General features: G+C 36.4%; 14 protein-coding genes. 10 read left to right on the forward strand and 4 right to left on the reverse strand.

The features are described 5' to 3' along the window. Positions 1 to 17: 17 nt before the first annotated feature. The 3 genes from QF044_RS04890 to QF044_RS04900 all read right to left on the reverse strand — a co-directional run bounded on the left by QF044_RS04890 (position 18) and on the right by QF044_RS04900 (position 5,971). A complete protein-coding gene (locus QF044_RS04890; RefSeq protein ID WP_307264343.1) occupies positions 18 to 1,040 on the reverse strand; it encodes a pectinesterase family protein in 1,023 nt (340 codons plus the stop codon). Between the two features lie 83 nt (positions 1,041 to 1,123). Continuing rightward, positions 1,124 to 2,938, reverse strand: a complete 1,815-nt coding sequence (locus tag QF044_RS04895; RefSeq protein WP_307264346.1) for a RagB/SusD family nutrient uptake outer membrane protein — start codon at positions 2,936 to 2,938, stop codon at positions 1,124 to 1,126. A 12-nt stretch (positions 2,939 to 2,950) separates the two neighbouring features. After that, positions 2,951 to 5,971 (reverse strand): TonB-dependent receptor, encoded by a 3,021-nt coding sequence (locus QF044_RS04900; protein WP_307264349.1) that lies wholly within the window; start codon positions 5,969 to 5,971, stop codon positions 2,951 to 2,953. Between the two features lie 883 nt (positions 5,972 to 6,854). Between QF044_RS04900 and kduI the strand changes: the two genes are divergently transcribed. From kduI to QF044_RS04940, 8 genes are all read left to right on the forward strand, one after another. Next, the gene (gene kduI, locus QF044_RS04905; RefSeq protein ID WP_307264352.1) at positions 6,855 to 7,691 is read left to right on the forward strand and encodes a 5-dehydro-4-deoxy-D-glucuronate isomerase; all 837 of its coding nucleotides are present in this window, start codon (positions 6,855 to 6,857) and stop codon (positions 7,689 to 7,691) included. Positions 7,692 to 7,699: 8 nt separating this feature from the next. Further along, the gene (locus QF044_RS04910; RefSeq protein ID WP_307264355.1) at positions 7,700 to 8,482 is read left to right on the forward strand and encodes a gluconate 5-dehydrogenase; all 783 of its coding nucleotides are present in this window, start codon (positions 7,700 to 7,702) and stop codon (positions 8,480 to 8,482) included. 18 nt (positions 8,483 to 8,500) lie between these two features. Then, positions 8,501 to 9,898 carry a glucuronate isomerase gene (gene uxaC / locus QF044_RS04915; protein WP_307264356.1) on the forward strand — a complete coding sequence of 466 codons (1,398 nt, stop codon included), beginning with the start codon at positions 8,501 to 8,503 and terminating at the stop codon, positions 9,896 to 9,898. A 389-nt stretch (positions 9,899 to 10,287) separates the two neighbouring features. Further along, positions 10,288 to 11,295, forward strand: coding sequence for a sugar kinase (locus QF044_RS04920; RefSeq protein WP_307264359.1), 1,008 nt, complete (start codon positions 10,288 to 10,290; stop codon positions 11,293 to 11,295). A 165-nt stretch (positions 11,296 to 11,460) separates the two neighbouring features. Then, positions 11,461 to 12,126 carry a bifunctional 4-hydroxy-2-oxoglutarate aldolase/2-dehydro-3-deoxy-phosphogluconate aldolase gene (locus tag QF044_RS04925; RefSeq protein WP_307264362.1) on the forward strand — a complete coding sequence of 222 codons (666 nt, stop codon included), beginning with the start codon at positions 11,461 to 11,463 and terminating at the stop codon, positions 12,124 to 12,126. Positions 12,127 to 12,141: 15 nt separating this feature from the next. Beyond that, positions 12,142 to 13,671, forward strand: coding sequence for an MFS transporter (locus QF044_RS04930; RefSeq protein ID WP_307264365.1), 1,530 nt, complete (start codon positions 12,142 to 12,144; stop codon positions 13,669 to 13,671). A gap of 183 nt (positions 13,672 to 13,854) precedes the next feature. Further along, on the forward strand, positions 13,855 to 15,318 hold the full coding sequence (locus QF044_RS04935; RefSeq protein ID WP_307264368.1) for a tagaturonate reductase: 1,464 nt from the start codon (positions 13,855 to 13,857) through the stop codon (positions 15,316 to 15,318). Between the two features lie 6 nt (positions 15,319 to 15,324). Beyond that, positions 15,325 to 16,938: a UxaA family hydrolase gene (locus tag QF044_RS04940; protein WP_307271942.1), complete on the forward strand. Its 1,614-nt coding sequence runs from the start codon at positions 15,325 to 15,327 to the stop codon at positions 16,936 to 16,938. A 487-nt stretch (positions 16,939 to 17,425) separates the two neighbouring features. Here QF044_RS04940 and QF044_RS04945 read toward each other — a convergent pair whose 3' ends face one another. Further along, on the reverse strand, positions 17,426 to 18,454 hold the full coding sequence (locus tag QF044_RS04945; protein WP_307264371.1) for a LacI family DNA-binding transcriptional regulator: 1,029 nt from the start codon (positions 18,452 to 18,454) through the stop codon (positions 17,426 to 17,428). A gap of 752 nt (positions 18,455 to 19,206) precedes the next feature. On the opposite strand from QF044_RS04945, the gene QF044_RS04950 reads away from it, so the two are divergent. Both QF044_RS04950 and QF044_RS04955 read left to right on the forward strand, forming a co-directional pair. Continuing rightward, on the forward strand, positions 19,207 to 20,577 hold the full coding sequence (locus QF044_RS04950) for a glycoside hydrolase family 28 protein (RefSeq protein ID WP_307264373.1): 1,371 nt from the start codon (positions 19,207 to 19,209) through the stop codon (positions 20,575 to 20,577). 9 nt (positions 20,578 to 20,586) lie between these two features. Then, complete coding sequence (locus QF044_RS04955; protein ID WP_307264376.1) at positions 20,587 to 21,909, forward strand: rhamnogalacturonan acetylesterase; 1,323 nt, start codon at positions 20,587 to 20,589, stop codon at positions 21,907 to 21,909. The last annotated feature ends 57 nt before the right edge of the window (positions 21,910 to 21,966 follow it).

Raw genomic sequence — 21,966 nt, forward strand, 5'->3', positions numbered from 1 at the left:
GATTTTAATCTTAAAATTTATTTTAAACTTTTTTTCGGATTCCAGTTGTCATTTCCTTTGAGGATATTTTGTGTTGTATATTTTTTGCTTTCTTCCTTTGTTAATTGATGTGACCACAAAACTCTTTTTGCAGCATTTGCTCCTGTGCCTTTTGAATTAAATTCTCCATAAAAAGTTGTTTTTTCCGCATCAGGTTTGCTCCAGTTGTGCCATCCTTCTTGTTTTATGCTTGAATTCATTTCGCAATCGATGTACACTGTCTTTGCAAAAGGCCTCCAGGGTCTTCCTAAATAGACTGAATTTTCTTTCGCATTTCCAATGATTTTTGAATTGATAAAGACAAAGCCAAATTCGCTTTCCTGTGGAGTAGAAGCGGCTGTGATGTAGCTTGCGCTTTCTTTAGAATAAATCGTGCAGTTTTCAAAAACGGCGGTTCCGGCTCCGAAAATGTAATCGGTTGTGCCTTCGATGTAGCAGTTTTTAAAATAATTTCTTGAAGGTTTTGTTTTATCCTGTAAATCCTGAGCTCCTTTTAAATATAAAGTATCCTGATTTCCTAAGAACCTGCAGTTTTCAAAAGCAATTCTGTCACCGGAAGTTAAAACCGCAACGGCTTGTCCGACTCTTCCTGAACTGTTTTCAAACGAAATATTTTTTGCCGTAAAATCATTTGAATAAATAAAAATAGTTGAAGAACCTGTTGTTCCGATATCTTTGCCTTCCGAATTCTTTTTTGAAGCAAAATCATCGTAAGTAATGATCGTATTTTCAGGATGTTCTCCTTCTATCAAAATGGCTCCTTTTGTTTCGGGAACGGTGATTTTTTCTTTGTAAACTCCGGCTTTAATTAAAATTTTAGTTCTTGTGGAAGAACCATTTTCAACGGCATCAATAGCTTGCTGTACCGTGGTAAAGTTGCCATTTCCGTCTTTTGAAACCACGATTATTTTATCATTGGTTTTAAAAGAAAGAAGGTTTAATAATACCATCGAAAAAACTGAAAATATTTTAAAATTTTTAATAAAAGTTGAAGTTTTCATTAAATAAATTTTGAGTTAAAATACAGACTTCTCTTTGTGGGAGGAAGCCTGTATTTCTTTGATATGAATATGAAACTTTTTATCTAATAACCGTAATCTTGTGTAAGATTGTAATTTGATTGGATGATATCACTGTAAATTGGCAATAATTCTCTTTTATTAGATTGGAAATATTGCGCAAAACCTTTTACTGGATCACTGATGTATGTTGGTAAAACAGCTGCTCTCCATGCAATCTTCGTATAACCTACCGGGGTCGCATCCTGAGAAGGCATGTAAAATACCTGGGATTTGTCGGCGCCGGTGAAGAAAATATCAATATCGTTGACATTTTGCTGGGCAGATTTTGTAGGATCGTAAACCGATTTTTTATAGTAAAGATTCAATGGTACGTTTGCATATTGCCCGGTTCCGTTGACGAAAGCTGTCAATTTTTGCCTTGTTTCCGTAATTTTTGAGTCTAATAAATTCCAACGGATCAGATCATATTTTCTGATACCCTCACAGCCCAGCTCCAATAATCTTTCCTGAACAATATAATTGAAGAATCCTACTTTATCTGTAGGAATTGTCCCAACCTGTCCTAAATTCCCGGTGTAAGCTCTATTTCTCACAAGTTTTACGGCATTGATGGCTTCCGCAGAAGGTGCGGAGTGAAGTTCATTATCGGCTTCTGCAAACATCAGTAAAACATCAGAAAAACGAAGCAATGGCCAGTCAACCGCAAGGTTTTGTGAAGGCCCCGTAATATTCGTCCAGGATTTTCTGTATTTTGAATCTGTGAAAGAAATGGCATTCACAATTTCCGCCTGATTGGAGTTGTTTACTTTAAAAATTCCTACGTTCATGTCTCTTCTTAAATCATATTTAGTAAACTCATAGAAGTAAACAGGAAGTGCATTGATCCCACCGCCACCTTTCCAGCTAGAATTGTCATCGTGCTTTAAACCATTGTAATAACCGATTTTACTGTCAGTTCTTGCATTACCCCCGAAAGCTCCCACACAGAAAATGATTTCGTTGGTTGCGTCCTGCGTATTCGTGTGTAAAGCTCTGAAAACTGCTTCGTAGCTTGGGTTTAAGCTATGTTCGCCGGAATGGTTCATGATGTCTTTACATTCGTCATAGGCAATCTGATAATAGGTTTGAGGATTTGAGCCCTTTGCCATCTGCTGTGGACTTCTTCTTAATGAATATCCTGCTCTTGCCAATGCGATTCTGGCTCTTAAACCTTTAACAAAACCTTTAGAAATCCGGGCATTTGTAGTGCTTCCTTCTGATCTCCATGGAACTAAAGCTGAAGCCTGGGCCAAATCTGCAATGATTTTTTCATAAATAACATCTCTGTCCGTTTTTGGAAGATAAAGATTGTCGTAATCCGCAGATGGTTTGTCCTGGAAAGGGATATCGCCCCAGTTTCTTATTAATTCATAGTAAAACTGTGCTCTTAATGTTAATGCTTCACCAAGATAACGGTCCATTAATTTCTTATCGGCATCGGAACCCGTCTTATAAACCGGAGAAAGGGGAATGTTTTTAATGCAAAGATTTGCTCTTTCGATTCCTGAATATAATTTTAAGAAAGGTTTGTTTAATTCTGTATTGGTAGGGCAGGCTCCGAAAGTCGAGAGTCCTCTTCTGTCATTACAGTTGTAGTCTCCTGAAGTCCTGAAGTCGTCGCTGGAATGAGGATAAATTAAAGCTAATCTCTGTCCGTACCCGTCATCACCTGCTAACTGGCTGTAAACCCCTACCAATGCTGTGAAAGTATCTGAAGTGCTGTCGAATTGCTGTGCTTCCGCGACACTTGAAAGATTTTCCGGATCCAGGTAATCGCTGCATGAGTTGATAGTGGTAAGCGAAAGGATGCAGCTTAATATAATTATTGTTTTTTTCATGTTTAAGTTTAATTAAAAGGTTATGTCAAGACCTGTTAAAATAAATCTGCTTCTAGGATATGCAGCGTAATCCACTCCCGGAGTCAAAGGGTTTCTTCTCGTACTTGCTTCCGGATCGTACCCGTCGTAACCGGTGATTGTAAATAAATTATTTACGGTTGCATACAGTCTGAAATTCTTGATGCCCAGCATTTCTAATGAGCCTTTTGGAAGGCTATAGCCTATTGTTACATTATTTAACCTTAAGAAAGAACCATCTTCAATCGCATAAGAATGCAGAATGTAGCTTCCTTGTGGCGGTGTCCACATCGTTGTATTGGCGTTCAATGCAGCGAGGGCAGTAGGGTCTGTAACTTTTATGCCGCTATTGTCAAACCATCTCCATCGGTCTGCCACTTCTGCAGCCATATTGTTGTCTCGGTATAAATATTGGGTGGTAAATTCGATTTTATTGGCATTATAAACTTTATTTCCGACAGAGAAATTGAAGAATAAGCTCATATCCCAGTTTTTGTATCTGAAAGTCTGGTTGAAGCCTCCGTAGAATTTCGGCTGGGCGCTTCCCAATTCTGTCTGATCGGCTGTTGTGATCTGTCCGTCGCCATTTAAATCTCTTAATTTAAGATCTCCCGGCTGAATTGGCTTTGAACCATTTGCAACAGCACTTGCATTGGGTACACCGGCTTTTAAAGTATAAGCCTGAGTGGTCGGGTTAAAATCAAAATCACCGATTTCATATCTTCCTTCTGTTTCATATCCGTAGTAAGTTCCTACGGAATTACCAACTTTAGCAATGAAATCATATAAATTGTTTACCCATCCTGAAGCTACAAGGTAATAATCATTACCTGCCGAAACACCTGATCCTAAGCTTTTGATAATATTTCTGTTAGCTGATATGTTGAAATCTGTTTTCCAGGTGAAATTTTCTTTGTTTACGATAATCCCTCCCAATGAAACTTCGATCCCTTTGTTCTGTGTTTTCCCTGAGTTCTGATACTGATATTCGTACCCTGATGTCTGAGGGATTTTTGCCAATACCAAAAGATCTTTTGTATCTGTAATATATCCATCTACACTTCCATATAATCTTCCGTTGAAGAATCCGAAATCCAGTCCTAAGTTTTTGGAAACTGTAGCTTCCCAGGTTACATTTTTGTTTGCCAGCGTGTTTCCTGTAGTTGCACCCGGCGTTACACCACTTCCGAAAGTATAACCGAAATCTGTAGAAGTCGTAAAATAGGTATCATACAGGTACGCCGGAATTCTGTTGTTTCCTGCCAGACCATATCCAAAACGGAGTTTAAGCTCTTCCAGCCATTCTTTATTTTTAAGGAAGTTTTCTTCTTTAAGTTTCCATGCTACCGATACCGCAGGGAAGGTTCCCCATCTGTTTCCAGGTCCGAAAACATTGGAAGCATCGGCTCTCAGGGAAGCTGTTACAATATATTTGTTGGCAAAAATATAGTTGGCTCTGCCGAAGAAAGAAAGCAGTCTGTCTGGTGGCAGGGCAGCCGTTCTAGGTGCATCCTGAATCATTCCTGATGGTGGAATTGCAGATTGAATATTGGCAAAAGCTTCATTCGCACTGATAGAAATGGGAAGCCATTTTGTATAAGTATTTGAAGTTTCTCCGTCTGTCTGTACGGTTTCTTCACCAACCAATAAATCAAGTTTATGATTTCCGAATTTCTTGGTATAATTTAAAGTATTGGTATTAGTGATTCTTCTTGATTGAGACCTTGTTAATTGAACGATCGGCTGATTGTTGTTGGCTCTCGCGTCACTCGTTACGGTTCCCCAAAACTGATTTACAGCATTATCCCTTTGAACGTAACCGATTACGCTCCGGAATGTTAAATCCTTTGTGATATTATAATTCAAATATCCATTTAATAATAAATCGTTGGTTCTGTTTTCTTTTACCTCATTATCATTTAGAATAAGTGGGTTAACGAGATTGGTTAGTGTTGAATAATTAGGATCGAAATCATCGATCGGAACATTGCTTCCTCCTTCAAAAGGCTGGTATCGTACTGCATTTCTCAGTCTGTTTGTTCCCTGAGAACCTGAAGCGGAAGTTCCTGCTCCGGAAATCAGCTGGCGGCTGTACCTTGCATTGAATCCGACTTTTAATTTTTTAGAAATATCAAAATCATACTTAAAATTGGCCATGCTTCTTCTGAAACCAGAGTTCAGCATAATTCCATCTTCTTCTACATGATTCAGAGTTAATGAGAATGCAGATTTGTCTGAACCTCCTGTTAAGCTTAAGTTATGCGTAAAGTTGAAAGCTTCTTTTCCGAAAAGCTCGTCCTGCCAGTCTCTTTTCTTGATATTTCCATATTTTGAAGCCAATTCATCAAACGTACCGTATCTTGTGCTGAATGTTGTCTGGTCAGCCAAATCTCCTCCTTTATTGTAAAGTTCATACTGATACATTACAAATTGGTAAGGATCAAGCACAGGAATGGTGTTCGTAATTTTTCGTACACCGGTATATCCGCTGTAATTGATGGTTGTTGCCGCTTTTTTACGGCCTCCTTTCGTAGTGATCAAAACAACTCCGTTGGCTCCTCTCGATCCGTAGATAGAGGTAGAAGCGGCGTCTTTTAATACTTCGATTGATTCAATTTCTTTGGGAGAAATAACAGTAAGTGCATTGTCCATCTGAATTCCGTCTACAATGTATAGCGGAGCATTACTTTGTGTAATCGATGTACCCCCTCTCACTTTTATTTCTACCTCAGCGCCGGGAGACCCTTCACTTGCCATGATCTGCACCCCCGCAACTCTGCCTTGGATTGCCTCTGCAGCACTGTTTACTGGCATATCTTTCACTTCATCAGCTTTTACTGAGCCAACGGCATTGGTAACATCTTTTTTAGAAACTTTGGAATAACCTACCAATACCACTTCATCGATATTGGTATTTTTATCCTTTTGTGTCTCCTTTTCTTGAGCCATGGCCAGGACAGGAAATAAAAAGAAAGTTATATATAACCACTTTATTGATTGTACTTTTTTATCCATTTTGTATCCTTATAGTTTTAATTTTGGTTGAAAGCTTTTTTTTCAATCGTTTTGTCTTGTGTGGATTTGTAAGTATTCTACTGTCTTTTTAGTGGTAAATATTTTCTGAAAGATTTACACATTTTAGAGTGCAATCGATTGCGTAAATTTTCATAATAAATATCTTGGCTTCTAAACTAATATTATTTTTCAATACGCAAAGAAAAAAATATTATTTTTTCATTAATTTGATTATTGTGGAATGGATGTATTTACAAAATATGAACTGTTCTATTGATTTAAAATATTGGAAATTAGTTAATTAATAATTTAAAAAATACTTTGATTTTTTTTGTAAAAAGAATTTTTTTCCTTAAAATTTATTAATTTAAAACTTAAAATTTGCTTAAAATTTATCTTTTTTTGCTCTTAAAGACTTCCCAAAAATGACAGTCAGGATCAATATTTCTGATTTTTTGGCTGATTTTTGTCATATTTTAAGGATAATATTTTAACTCAATTTTAAACTTGATATTAATTATTATCATTGTATACAATATATAGAGTAGTTTTAATATATTTTTACCAAATCAATATTAATTTTCTGTTATTGTTTTTTGGCATGATTTTATAATTAATCATCATTTTAGTATTAATTTTGGTTAATATGATCGGCATAATTTCCATTAATTGCTTCTCAAAATCTTCTCAATTTTAATTTTATTTAATTGTAATTCAGGTTTTTATAATTTAATATTAATTTTTTATTAACTAATTGAAGAATAATTATATATTTAGCAACAAGTATTTCTACAAAATTTTAGTGTAATTTTATGCAATCGATTACACAATGTTTAACAGGTTTTGATAAAACCGCAAAATGAAAGTATAAAAACTAAGCAGTATGACACAATCAGAATTTCGTTACGCCCACCATCCTGAAGATGCAAAAAAGTATACTACTGAAGATCTTAGGAGGGAGTTTCTAATCAATGATTTATTTAATGAAGATAAGATAAAATTAGTCTATACTATGTATGATAGGCTGATTGTAGGAGGTGTAATGCCTTCAGCAAAAGCTTTGAAACTGGAACCAACAGACGATTTGAAAGCCGAGAATTTCCTTGACAGGAGAGAACTGGGGATCATCAACGTCGGTGGTGCCGGAAAAGTGACTGTAGACGGCGAAGTATATGAGCTTGCCAACAAAGAAGCTTTATATATTGGTAAAGGAGCAAAAGAAGTGGTTTTTGAAAAGTCGGGTGATGCACAACCTTATTTTTACATCAATTCAGCTCCGGCGCATCATACGTATCCCACAAAAAAGATCACGAAAAACGAAGCCGAAATTGTAGAATTAGGAGAAGAAAAATACGCTAATAAGCGTACGATCAACAAACTGATTGTTAATTCTGTCCTTGAAACGTGTCAATTACAAATGGGAATGACAGAGCTTCACCCGGGAAGTGTTTGGAATACAATGCCTTCACATACCCACACAAGAAGAATGGAAGCATATTTCTATTTTGATTTGGAAGAAGGTCAGACGATCAGTCATTTCTTAGGACAGCCTCAGGAAACGCGTCATATTTTTATGCAGAACCGTCAAGCAGTACTGTCTCCGGAATGGTCAATCCACTCAGGGGTAGGGACTTCTAATTATACTTTTATCTGGGGTATGGCCGGGGAAAATATGGACTACGGTGATATGGACGGTATCAAGACTAACGAACTAAAGTAATCTTTCTAATGAATTTATTTGATTTATCCGGAAAAGTAGCCGTTGTTACAGGCGGTACTCACGGATTAGGAATGGCAATGGCAGAAGGTCTTGCCGCTGCAGGTGCTGAACTGGCTATTACAAGTACGACACCGTCAAAATTAGAGGAAGCTTTAAACTATTATCACGGTAAAGGATACAAAGCAACCGGTTATCTTTTTGACGTGACGGACGAGCTGGAAGCCGCTCAGAAAGTAGCGCTTATGGAAGCCACTCATGGAAAAATAGACATCCTTGTCAACAACGCAGGAATTATAAAACGTATTCCCGCAATTGAGATGGAAGTTGAAGACTTTAGAAAAGTAATTGATGTAGATCTTACAGGACCTTTTATCATGTCGAAATTAGTCGGCAAACATATGATCAAAAGAAGATCCGGAAAGATCATCAATATCTGCTCGATGATGAGTGAGTTGGGACGAGACAATGTAGTGGCGTATGCTTCTGCAAAGGGCGGTCTGAAAATGCTTACCAAAAATCTGGCAACAGAATGGGCAAAACATAATATTCAGGTGAACGGAATCGGTCCCGGATATTTTGCAACTTCTCAGACAGAACCAATTCGGGTGGATGGACATCCTTTCAACGATTTTATCATCAGCAGAACGCCGGAAGGAAGATGGGGAAACCCTGAAGACCTTGCTGGAACGGCTATTTTCCTTGCTTCGGACGCAAGCAGATTCATCAACGGACAGATTATTTACGTTGATGGCGGAATTTTAGCGACCATCGGAAAACCTGCTAATGAATAACAACAGAATTAGATTAGAATGAAACCTTTTATTACAGATCAATTTTTATTACAAAATAAATACGCTGAAGAATTGTACTTCAAATACGCGGAAAAGCAACCCATCATTGATTATCATAATCATTTGATTCCCAAAGATATTGCAGAAGACACCGTTTTCGAAAATATTTCAAAGGTTTGGATTGCAGGCGACCATTACAAATGGAGAGCGATGCGTACCATGGGGGTGAACGAAAAATTCATCACCGGAGATTCTTCAGATAAAGAAAAATTTGAAGCTTGGGCTAAAACGGTTCCTTATACATTGAGAAATCCTTTGTATCACTGGACGCATTTAGAATTAAAAAGATATTTCGGAATCGATGAATTGTTAAATGAAAACAATGCGTCAGAAATTTACGAAAACATCACCGCTCAGCTTCAGACGCCTGAAAAATCGACAAGAGGTTTATTGAAAATGATGAATGTAGAATCTCTGTGCACAACGGAAGATCCTACAGATCTATTGAATTATCATCAGGATTTGGCAAAAAGTGATTTCAGCATTAAAGTGAGCACTGCTTTCCGTCCTGATAAAGCGATTTTGATTGAAAACCACAACTTTGCAGATTATATTTCAAAATTGGGCGAATCGGCCGGAATTGAAATTAATTCTTATCAGACATTGTGTGATGCTTTATTGAAAAGAATTGAATATTTCCACGAAAACGGATGCAGATTGTGCGACCACGGATTGAACAATATTTCTTTTGAAGAAGCTACAGAAGCAGAAGTTAGTGCTATTTTCAATGATAAAATTTCAGGAAAAGTGATTGCTGAAAAACAGGTTAACCAGTTCAAAACAGCCATTTTATTGTTCTTAGGCGAAGCTTATCACAAGTTCGGTTGGGTTCAGCAGTTCCACTTGGGAGCGCTGAGAAATAATAATGAAAGAATGCATAGAATTCTTGGTCCGGACACGGGTTGGGATTCCATCGGTGACTTCGTTCAGGCTGAAACGCTGTCTAAATTTTTAAATACACTTGACGGAAAAGATAAATTAACGAAAACCATTTTATATAACTTAAATCCTGCCGATAATGAGGTTTTCGCAACAATGATCGGGAATTTCAACGATGGCAGCATCAAAGGAAAAGTACAGTTCGGTTCAGGATGGTGGTTCCTTGACCAGAAAGACGGAATGATCAAGCAGATGAACGCCCTTTCAAACATGGGATTAATCAGCTGTTTCGTTGGAATGCTGACGGATTCCAGAAGTTTCCTTTCTTATCCGAGACACGAATATTTCAGAAGAGTATTGTGCAATCTTTTCGGTGAAGAAATGAAAAACGGTGAATTACCAGATGATATTGAGCTGATTGGTAAAACAGTGTCAGACATTTGTTATCATAATGCTAAAAATTATTTTGATTTTTAAATTTTAAATTAAATAAAAAACTCTCGCAGATTTAGCTGATTCCGCAGATCTTTTAAACATAACCATCTGCAAAATTTGCTAAATCTGCGAGAGATAGAAATAAAATTTTAAACCATTAAGGAAGTTTAAGAGGTTAAGGTGAATTAAGAAAATCAAATTGATTTAAATATCTGAAGGCAAAGTCAACCTTAACTTTTCTAAATTCCTTAAATAAATCTTAATGGTTAAAAAAATCTGTAATTTTTTCTACTTAAAAAGTCTTTGAGATCTTGGCTGAGTGAAACGCCTTTGCAAACTTAAAAACAGTTAGTAGTTAAAAAAAACTTTGCGCACTTTGCGTTAAATAAAAGCAGATCTTTTAAAAACTTAAATGATCATTAATTAAAACAATGAGCAACAAAATAGTCACATTCGGAGAAGTCATCATGCGACTTTCGCCACCCGGAAACAGAACCATGAAGCAAAGCCACGAAATGGAATTCTTTTTCGGCGGAACAGAGCTTAATGTAGCATCTTCATTGGCAACAATGGGTTGTGACGTGAGACATATCAGCAGCGTTTCTGATGATTTCGTGGGTGAATCGGCGGTTTCTTTCATCAAAAGTTTCGGAATTGACACAACTTTCATCAACAAAAATGAACATCCTTTAGGTTTGTATTTTTTGGAAGTGGGTTCATCAGTTCGCGCCAGCAGAATTGCTTACAACAGATTGAACGGTTCTTTTGCAAACATTAAATCTGAACAAATCGACTGGAAAAAAGCGCTTGAAGGCTGCAAATATTTCCACTGGACAGGTATCAGTCCCGGAATTTCAGAATCGGCTTATGAAAGTTTGAAAGAAGGTTTACAAACAGCTCGTGAATTGGGAATTGAAGTTACATCAGACCCGGCTTACCGCTCCAACCTTTGGAAATATGGCAAAAACGGGAATGAGGTTTTGAAAGAATTGGTTTCATATTCAACGATTTTCATCGGTGGCGTGAATGAAATTAATGAAATTCTCGGAACTCAGTTTTCATCAGATAAAGATGGTTTCATGGAAGCTTGTAAAGAATTAAAACAACAAATTCCTTCCATTCATAAAATATTTGACAAGATAAGAATCGGTGTTACAGCAAGTTCTCAGCAAACGCAGGGAAGAGCTTTAGTTGAAGACAATTATTTTGAAACTGAGCTTTTAGAAGTTAACCCTGTGGTTGATAGAATCGGGACGGGGGATGCTTTTGCAGCAGGTTTGATTTATGGTTTAATCAATTTTGATGACGAAAAAGCATTAAAATTTGCCAACGTAGCCTGCGCCATTAAACACACCATTTTAGGTGATATTAATTACAGCAGCGCAGAAGATATTCTGGAAGTGATGAACGGAGATTCAGGAGGAAGAATAAAAAGATAATTTGCTTCTGATGATTGGCTTTTAGCAACTCGCTTACAGCTAAAACTAGAATATGTGCCCTTTGCGTTAAAAATGAAAGATTAAGATAAAATCTTGAAGGTACAGCATACTAAAGGATGGATTAAATTCCATCAAAGATTATTTTCAACAAAATAATTAACTAAAATGACAAAAATTCAATCGGTTACAAATACGATCATCAACCAAGGAGTTTTACCTCTATATTATAATGCTGATGAGACAGTAACTTTAGAAATATTGAGATCACTTTACAAAGCAGGAATCCGTGCGGTAGAATATACAAGCCGTGGTGAAGCTGCGTTGAGTAATTTCACGAAGATGGTAGAAATTCGTAACGCAGAAATGCCGGAAATGCTTTTGGGAATCGGAACAATAAAAAATGTACAACAAGCTGAAGAATATTATAAAGCAGGTGCCGATTTCTTTATCAGTCCGGGTTTTGTGGCGGAAGTTGCAGAATTTTTGATTCCAAAAGATTTGTTATATAGTCCGGGTTGTATGACGCCGACAGAAATTATCGAAGCTGAAAATTCAGGCGTAACTTTCATTAAATTATTTCCCGGAAATGCTTTAGGAACCGGATTTATGAGCGCTATTAAAGATGTTTTCCCAAATCTAAAATTCATGCCGACCGGTGGTGTTGATACGACAAAAGAAAGCATTGAAAGCTGGTTCAAAGCCGGTGTTTCTGCCGTAGGAATGGGGAGCAAATTGGTAAGTAAAGAATTAATGCTTGCTAAAGACTATGCAACGCTAGAAAATGAAACTAAAAAAGTGCTGGAAATTATTCAGACTTTAAACAATAACTAAATTCTGAATAGTAATATGAGTTCAGTTAAATCTCTTAAACCGACTACCTACAGATGGACGATATGTCTTCTGTTATTTCTCGCTACTACGATCAATTATTTGGATCGTCAGGTGTTGTCATTAACGTGGAAAGACTTTATCGCACCAGAATTTCACTGGAATAACAACGATTACGGAAACATCACTGCATTGTTTTCTATATTTTATGCGGTAGGAATGCTTTTCGCAGGAAAGTTTGTGGATTGGATGGATACTAAAAAAGGTTTCCTTTGGGCAATCGGGATTTGGTCTGTTGGTGCGGTTTTACATGCATTCTGCGGAATTGCCACATCAGGGATTCTTACCGGAAACTGGTTAGCTGGCTTTCATGGTTCAAAAGAATTTATTTCTACTGTTTCCAATACATCTGCCATCATCAGTACGAGTGTTACGCTGTTCATTTTTGCACGTTTCGTATTGGCAATTGGTGAAGCAGGAAATTTCCCGGCAGCTATTAAAACTACGGCGGAATATTTCCCTAAAAAAGACAGAGCATTTTCTACAAGTATCTGGAATGCAGGAGCAACAGTTGGAGCTTTGGCAGCACCACTTACTATCCCTTTTATTGCAAAATCAATGGGTTGGGAATGGGCATTTATCATTATTGGTGCTTTAGGATTTGTATGGATGGGACTTTGGGTATTTGTTTACAAAAAACCACATTTACATAAGAGAGTTAACGAACATGAATTAACCTATATCAATCAGGATCAGGACGATCTTCCCAATGAAGACACTTCTGTTCCTGAAAAAGTATTTACATTCAAAGAATGTTTCAGCTACAGACAGACTTGGGCGTTTGCGTTTGGGAAATTCATGACAGACGGAGTTTGGTGGTTCTTTTTATTCTGGACACCTGCTTATTTAAGTTCGGTTTACAAAATGGATTCCACGCAAAGTGCATTACCATTATTCGTCCTTTATATGATCACTTTATTGTCGATTATCGGCGGCTGGCTTCCAAAATATTTCGTTGAAAAAAGAGGAATGAACGCCTATACAGGAAGAATGAAAGCGATGTTAATTTTTGCATTTTTCCCTTTATTAGCACTTTTAGCACAGCCTTTAGGAAAGATTACGTATTGGATTCCTGTATTAATTATCGGGATTGCAGGAGCAGCACATCAGGCTTGGTCGGCAAATATTTTCTCGACGGTTGGCGATATGTTTCCTAAAAAAGCGATTGCAACGATCACTGGAATTGGCGGAATGGCAGGAGGAATCGGATCATTTTTAATCAATAAATCTTCTGGCTTATTGTTTGATCATGCTCATAAAGCATGGACAACGGTTGACGGAATTCCATTGTTGGAAAAATATCCGCAATATATCAACGAACGTCTGCCGGAAGGTTTTTTTGAACAATTAGAAAAATCAGGAGCCGTAATTTCAGACGGAATCGATAAAGGGTATATGATTATTTTTTCGATCTGTGCAGTGGCGTATTTAATTGCATGGACCGTAATGAAAGCATTGGTTCCAAAATATAAAGTGATCAGTAAATAATATTAGATAAATAGATCAGTCTAAACCTTCAAGGTTTCAAAAATATTGCAGGTTTGATTAAACGAAAATAGATCCAAAGATTTTATAGTAGTCTTAGTTAAGTGAAACGCCTTTGCGAACTTAAAAACAGTTAGTAGTCAAAAAAAACTTTGCGTTAAAAATAAAATCATCGAGTTAAAAAAGATGGAAAATCAGACAAAACAGAAATTAAATCGTGAATTAATAGGTTTTAAGGAAAAACTTCCGATCAGAATTGTACAGTTTGGAGGCGGAAATTTCATGAGAGGATTCACAGATTGTGTAATTGATAAATTAAATAAAGAAGCAGGATTTAATGCAGGAATTGTAAATGTACAGCCAACTCCGGGCGGTTCGGTTCATAAACTGGAAGAGCAGGATAATTTGTACACTCTTTTCTCAAGAGGAATTAAAAAAAGGGAGATCATTGATACAAAACAAGTGATTTCTGCGATTCAAAAATCGATCAATCCTTATACAAATTACGATGAATTCTTAGCATTGGCAAAAGAAGAAGAATTAGAATTTATCTTCTCCAATACAACAGAAACGGGAATTGCTTACGATGAATCAGAAAATAATTATGCGGGTGCGCACAAGAATTTTCCTGCGAAACTAACGGTTTTATTATACGAAAGATTCAAACATTTCAATGGAGCAGAAGATAAAGGATTGAGAATTATTCCTTGTGAACTGATCGAAGACAATGCTTTAGCTTTAAAAGAAATTATCTTAAAATATGCCCAACTTTGGAATTTAGATTTTAACTTTGTGCAATGGATTGAACATAGTAATTATTTCCACAATACATTGGTAGACAGGATCGTTCCGGGTTATCCGAAAGATGATGCAGAAACCTATGAAGATCAGTTAGATTATGAAGATCAAATGATGGTGGTTTCGGAAGTCTTTTTGCTTTTTGTGATTGAGGATCTGGCAAATCTAAAAGAAAGAATTCCTTTCGATAAAATTGACGAGCAGATTTTGGTTGTTGATGATATTCAGCCATATCGTTTAAGAAAAGTGAGAATTTTGAATGGTGGTCATACGTTGATGTTGGCTCCGGCTATTTTATCAGGAAAAGAAACGGTAAAGGAATCTATTGATGATCAGTTTTTAGGTCAGTTTTTAAGTGAAACAATATTCAATGAAGTAAACCCGACGTTAGGTTTAGATGAAAATGAATTAAAGGATTTTGCTGAAGAAGTTTTCGACCGGTTCAGAAATCCTTTTATCAAACATTATCAGGCAAGTATTGCACTGTATTTTGTATCTAAATTTAAAGTGAGAATTCTTCCGAGCCTGATAAAATATGTTGAAATTAACCAAAAATTACCGCTTAATTTAACCTTTTCATTGGCAAGTTTAATCAGATTCTATCAAGGGAATTTTGGTGAAAAATCTCTTCCGATAAATGATGAAGAAGCGATTGTTGCTAGATTCAAGGAAATCTGGGTAAACGAAGATTATGAAAAAGTCGCAGAATTGGCGTTAAGCGAAACCACTTTCTGGGACACAGACCTTACCAAGGTTATCGGCTTGAAGTCTGCAGTAGCAAAGGCATTGTGGGAAATTGATCACAACGATATCGAAACTGCATATCACAACTTTATACAATTTTATTCTTAAAAAATGATGCAAAAGAAAGTACTGAAAGTAAATCCCAAAGATAATGTAACAGTGGCATTGGTTGATCTGACGCAGGGAGAAACTGTTACTTTGGACGATCTTACGTATGAAATTATAAAAGACACCAAGGCGAAACATAAATTCGTGACCGAAGATCTTGCCATTGGAGACGAGATTATTATGTATGGTGTTTTAGTCGGGAAAGCGAGTCAGCCGATCCAGAAAGGAGAGGTTATCACGACTGAGAACGTTAAGCATCAAAGCGCAAAAATAGAAGGTAAAACAGAAACAACTTCATGGACTGTTCCGAATGTTGATAAATGGAAGGATAAGACTTTCATGGGCTATCACAGAGAAGACGGACAGGTCGGAACAGAAAACGTTTGGTTATTTTTTCCATTGGTTTTTTGTGAAAACAGAAATGTTGAGATTTTAAAAGATGTTTTTGAAAAAGAATTATTGTTCGAAAAAGCGACAAAGCATCAGCTTTTATTAAGATCGTTAATTAATAATTCGGAAACGGAAACTGCTGTTGAAGAAGATCAGGACTCAAGGGTTTTTAAAAATATTGAAGTTAAATTCATCACGCACCAAGGCGGTTGTGGCGGTATTCGTCAGGATGCGGAAGCATTGGGAAGGTTATTGGCAGGTTATGTGAATAATCCGAACGTAGCCGGAGCAACGGTTTTGAGTTTGGGTTGTCAGAATTTACAGGTTCAGATTTTTACAGATGCATTGCAAAAAATAAGTCCGAATAATAAAAAACCGATCATCGTTTACGAACAACAAAAGTCTGGAACCGTTGATGAAATGCTCAACGGAATCATCAAAGATTCTTACGAAGCCATCAAAAAAGCCAATGAAATTGAAAGAAAGCCGGCGCCAATTTCAAAATTGGTTTTAGGATTGGAATGTGGTGGCTCAGACGGTTTTTCAGGAATTTCTGCCAATCCGGTTTTAGGACAATTATCAGATTTAATGGCAGGAATCGGTGGTTCAACCATCCTTTCAGAATTCCCCGAATTATGCGGAGTAGAGCAGGAATTGGTGAACCGGTGTGTGAACGAAGAAGATGCCGAAAGATTTTTACAGCTAATGAAAGATTTTGAAGAATCAGTCGTTGCTGCAGGTTCAGGTTTTGATATGAACCCGTCACCGGGGAATATCAAAGACGGACTGATAACCGATGCCATGAAGTCTGCAGGAGCGGCTAAAAAAGGCGGTTCATCTCCGATAAATGACGTTCTCGATTTTACAGAATACATCAAAGAACCAGGCTTAAATTTATTATGTACCCCCGGAAATGACGTTGAATGTACAACGGCTTTAGTCGGTTCCGGCTCAAACGTAGTTTTATTTACGACAGGTTTGGGAACGCCAACTGGAAATCCGGTTGTTCCTGTAGTAAAAATTTCGTCAAACACTTCTTTATCAGAAAGAATGCCCGATATCATTGACTTTAACACAGGAGACGTGATTACAGGCGAAAAAACAATCGACGAAAAAGCAGAAGAGCTTTTAGAATTTATCATTGAAGTCGCAAGCGGAGAGGTAAAAACAAAAGCCGCAATTTTAAATCAAAACGATTTTATTCCCTGGAGACGGGGAGTAAGTTTATAATTGTTTTAATTATATAATTATTAGGGGTTGAAAATGCTTTCTACGTTTGTGGAAGGCATTTTCTTTTGGATAATTTAATCACAAATGACACAATATTTTTCTCGAATAAACACGAAACAGGATCAATAGGAGCGGACTTTAGTCCGCTTTATAAATAGATTGGCTTTAGCCAAAACTTAAGTGTTTAGATGAGTGACAAAGCTATGAGCTATGGTTTTTATAATGACATAGGAAAATGGAGCGTTAAGAAAATTAAAAATTAATCCGTTAAAAAATTCCCACTGTTTGAAGCGCGAGACAGATTTTGATACGAAGAACAAATAGCAAATTCGCGTAAGTTTTGGGGATTTTAGGATTAAATTCTAATTTAAGGATGTTTCCAAGTCTTGAAATAATATTCGCCGACTTTATGGAGGCAATTTTTGTTTCTTTTGTTTGACTACGTCGAATCTTCGATTTCAAGACAAAAGAAATTTAATAAAACAAGCTACTTCCTTTTCGAAGATTTCCTGATATAAAGCTGCGGCGCCAACACCACTTTTTTCTCGATAGAAACCCCGGAACCATTTTCCTTCACACTATCAATAAAAACCTGCCCCGCCATTTTCCCCATGATAACGGGAGTCTGATCCACAGAACTCATTGGAAGCTCCATAAATTGGGTAAAAGGTTCGTTGGAAAATCCAATAACTGCTACTTCCTGAGGTATTTTAATCTTACGCTTTTTTAATTCCTGGCAAGCGCCCAACGCTGCAAAATCACTTGATGAGAAAATAGCATCGGGAACCGATTTTCCATCCCAAAGTTTTTTAACCGCATCAATTCCCTCATCAATTGAACTTCCGGTTGTGATGATGTTTTCCTCTTTTATACTTAAATTATGATCAATTAAAGCCTGTTTGTAACCATTCAGACGATTCTGATAAATTTCAAGATTTAAATCACCGGAAAAATGGCAGATATTTTTATAACCTTCGTTAATCAGGTGTTCCGTCGCCATGTAACCGCCACGATAATCGTCGATGGTCACTGTACTGATTCCTGAAATGTCTTTTTTACGGTCAAAAAATATAATGGGAGTGTTGGTTGTGTCCAAAATACTTTGGATATGATCGGTATCAAGAGTTGTCTTGGAAACCGACATGAAAATCCCGTCAACCTGGGCGTTAAGCAGCGTGTTTAGATGCCTTTTTTCAATATTCACATCCTCATGACTCTGGCAGATAATCACATGATAACCATGGGGAGAAAGCTCTTCCTCAATTCCCCGGATCACCGATGAAAAGAAATTGGTATTGATGTAAGGAACGATGATTCCTACGTTTTTGGTTTCCCCGCTTTTCAGAGCTTTGGCAAGATTATTTTGCTTGTAATTCATTTCTTTGGCCGTTTTCCTGACCAAATCTTTCGTTGCCACGCTTATTCTCGGATGATCGTTCAATGCTCTGGAAACAGTTGCCACACTTACGTTTAGCTTCTTTGAGATGTCATATATTGTGGCATTTTTTTTATTCATACATGCTTTTTCTGTAAGTTTTCCGTATATCCAAAATGACATACATTATTGACGTAAATTTAATCAAATTATGTCTATCAAAAAGGAAATATTATGTATTTATACTTAAAATAAAATTAAAGATTATTTCAATCGGCTTAGGAAGCAAAAGCATTAAAAATAATAATTCTGAGGACGTTAAAAAATTCTGCTGTTTGAAGCGCAGGAAAAATAGTGGATCGAAAGAATAGCAGTAAATCCGCACATTTTTAAGTTTTTTTAGAGAAATAGTATTCATTTTTACCCGAAAATTCCAGTCTGAACTTCGTATCTTTTTTTGTTAAGACAAAAGATAATTAATAAAACTATTTTCTTCAAAGACTTCTAAATATAAAACTGAAGCTAAAAACCAGCCAATTTCGAAGATTTATAATCCGTGATTTTAACTAAAAACAGCTTTGATTATCTAATATTGAGCAAACGATTGCACAAAAGGATAATTAATTTAATTTTGAAGAGAATTCAATCGGGAACAAAAATCGCAAATTAATCAACATGAAAGAGCAGGATACCGTCAAGTCCTAAAATGTATACTTTTATGAAAATGAAACGAAATAATAATTTCATTATACAGTTGAAAGTTATTTGCTGATTTTTCATAAAAAAGATTGAATAAATTTTATTTAAAATGATATTCCTTTATTTTGTCATTCTTTTTTGAAATACTTAATTATTAATTAATAAAAATCAGGATTTACAGTAAAAAATAAATTATGAATTTTCAAAATATCTCACTCTTATCCCTGTTTTTTTTCTTATTATTTTCATCAGGAGTAAAAAGCCAGGATAAATTTCCCGATGGAACACCTATCCCGAAATGGTTTAAAGAAAATAAGCCAACAGACCTTAATAAATTAGGAAAAAAGTACATTATTACAGATTTCGGGGTTAAAAACGACAGTACAATTCTTCAAACAAAAGAAGTTCAGGCCGTTATTGATATGGCTGCTAAAAACGGAGGGGTAATCATCGTTCCAAAAGGAACATTCCTGATCAGCTCTGTTTTCTTTAAGCAGGGAACGCATTTGCATTTGGAGAAAGGCGCGAAGCTGAAAGGAAGTGATGATATCAGTGATTTCCCGGTCGTAGAAACAAGGATGGAAGGCCAGACGGTGAAATATTTTCCGGCATTAATCAACGCAAACGGATTGGATGGCTTTACCATATCAGGAAAAGGAACGTTGGACGGAAATGGATTGCGCTTTTGGAAGGCATTCTGGAAAAGACGCCAATGGAATCCTAAATGTACAAATATGGACGAAATGAGGCCTCGGATCATCTATATTTCAAATTCAAAAAATGTTCAGATTGAAGATATTACTGTGAAAAATTCGCCTTTCTGGAGCACACATTATTATAAGAGTGAATTTGTGAAATTGCTGAATTTAACGATTTTAGCACCGAAAGAACCGGTAAAAGCACCGAGTACGGACGCCGTTGATATTGATGCATGTACCAATTTCCTAATTAAAAACTGCTATCTGTCAGTAAACGATGATGCCATTGCATTGAAAGGCGGAAAAGGTCCGAAAGCAGATAAAGATCCCAACAATGGTGAAAACAGGAATATCATCATTGAAGACAATACTTTTGGATTCTGCCATTCTGCATTAACTTGTGGAAGTGAATCGATTCATAATTACAATATCATTTTCAGAAACTCAACAGTAAAAGATGCATCAAGATTATTGCACTTAAAAATGAGACCGGATACGCCGCAACATTACGAATATATTACCCTTGATAACATCAAAGGAAATGTAAAAACCTTCCTCTATATAAAAGGTTGGAATCAGTTTTTTGATTTGAAAGGAGAGGAGAAACCGAAAACCAGATCGGCAAATAATATTGTGTTAAAAAATATAGATATCAGTTGTGAAACAGGCTTTGACATTGAAAAATCAGACTTGTATGAACTGAAAGATTTTACCTTTGAAAACCTAAAGATAAAAGCACTGAAGCCTGAAGAACAGAATTTAAGCGTGATTAAAAATCTTAAGAAAGTAAAGGTAGAAGTCACAAAAGAAAGCACGCTCAATACATCTTATGATAAAAAAGACGATACCGACGCCGCCCAAAAATAATTATTCATAATGAAAAACTGGATCGCTTTTTTAATATTTTTTATTTGTTCATCAACATTTGCTCAGCAAACCACCTTCAAATTTGACTTTGGAGGAGACAGAGTGCAGAATGGCTTTATTCCTATCACAGAACATTCTAAATTCGACAGGAAAATTGGCTACGGATTTATGGATATTTCTAGCTTAAAATCCTTTGATAGAGGAGGAAGTGCTTTGACAGGAGATTATATTACCAGCGACAACCCTTTTTATTTTTCGGTAGTTATTCCTGAAGGAAATTATGATATTAAGTTAAATCTAGGCGACTCTAAAGGACTTTCTGAAACAACAGTACGTGTAGAAAACCGCCGCCTGATGCTGAACGATGTGAAAACAAAAGATGGTGAAATTGTTGAACAATCAATTACAGTTCACGTTAAAGACAGCATCATTCGTAACCAAAACGGAGCTCAGATCGGAATCGTAAAATTAAAGACAAGAGAAAGAAAATATTTGCATTGGGATAACTTATTGACGATTGAATTTAATGGTAAAGTTCCAAAAGTCTGTGCAATAATCATTCAACCCAACCCAACAGCGAAAACCATTTATTTGACAGGAGATTCAACGGTAGTTGATGCGCAGTATGAACCGTGGGCATCGTGGGGACAGATGTTACCTTATTTTTTTGCTCCGAAAGACGTTGTGATTGCCAATTATGCTGAAAGTGGCGAAACATTAAAAGCCTTTGAAGACCGTCACCGAATCGATAAAATCTGGAGTAAAATAAAGCCCGGAGATTATTTGTTTATTCAGTTTGGGCATAACGACCAGAAATCAGGAAATAGTACGAAATCAGGATATAGAAAAAGACTGAAAGAATGGATTCTCAACGCTCGTGAATTAGGTGCAGTGTCTGTTTTAGTAACTTCAATGAACCGCCGGGTTTTTGATGAAAACAACAAGATTGTCAATACTTTGGATGATTTTCCTGATGCAATGCGGGAAATTGCAAAAGAAGAAAATGTATTTTTGATTGATTTGAATGCGATGAGTAAAAAACTGTTTGAAGCAATGGGCCCGGAAATTTCTAAAAAAGCATTTGTTTATTATCCCGCAAATTCCTACCCAAATCAATCTAATGCCTTGGCGGATGACACGCATTTTAATGCATATGGAGCGTATGAACTGGCAAAATGTGTGGTGAAAAGTATTATTGACCAAGAATTGCCTTTAAGTAAATTGGTTTCAAAAAATTATAAAGGTTTTGATTTAAACAAACCCGATGCTCCCGAAAAATTCCATTGGCCTGAAAGCATTTTTATGGAAGCTTTAAAGCCCGACGGAAATTAAAACTAAGTTTTGAAGTTTAAATAATTTAAGGTCCTTCTAAAAAGCCGGATTACTCAC

Origin of the sequence: Chryseobacterium sp. W4I1 (assembly GCF_030816115.1) — a bacterium.
In the GTDB taxonomy this organism is placed as follows: Bacteria; Bacteroidota; Bacteroidia; order Flavobacteriales; family Weeksellaceae; genus Chryseobacterium.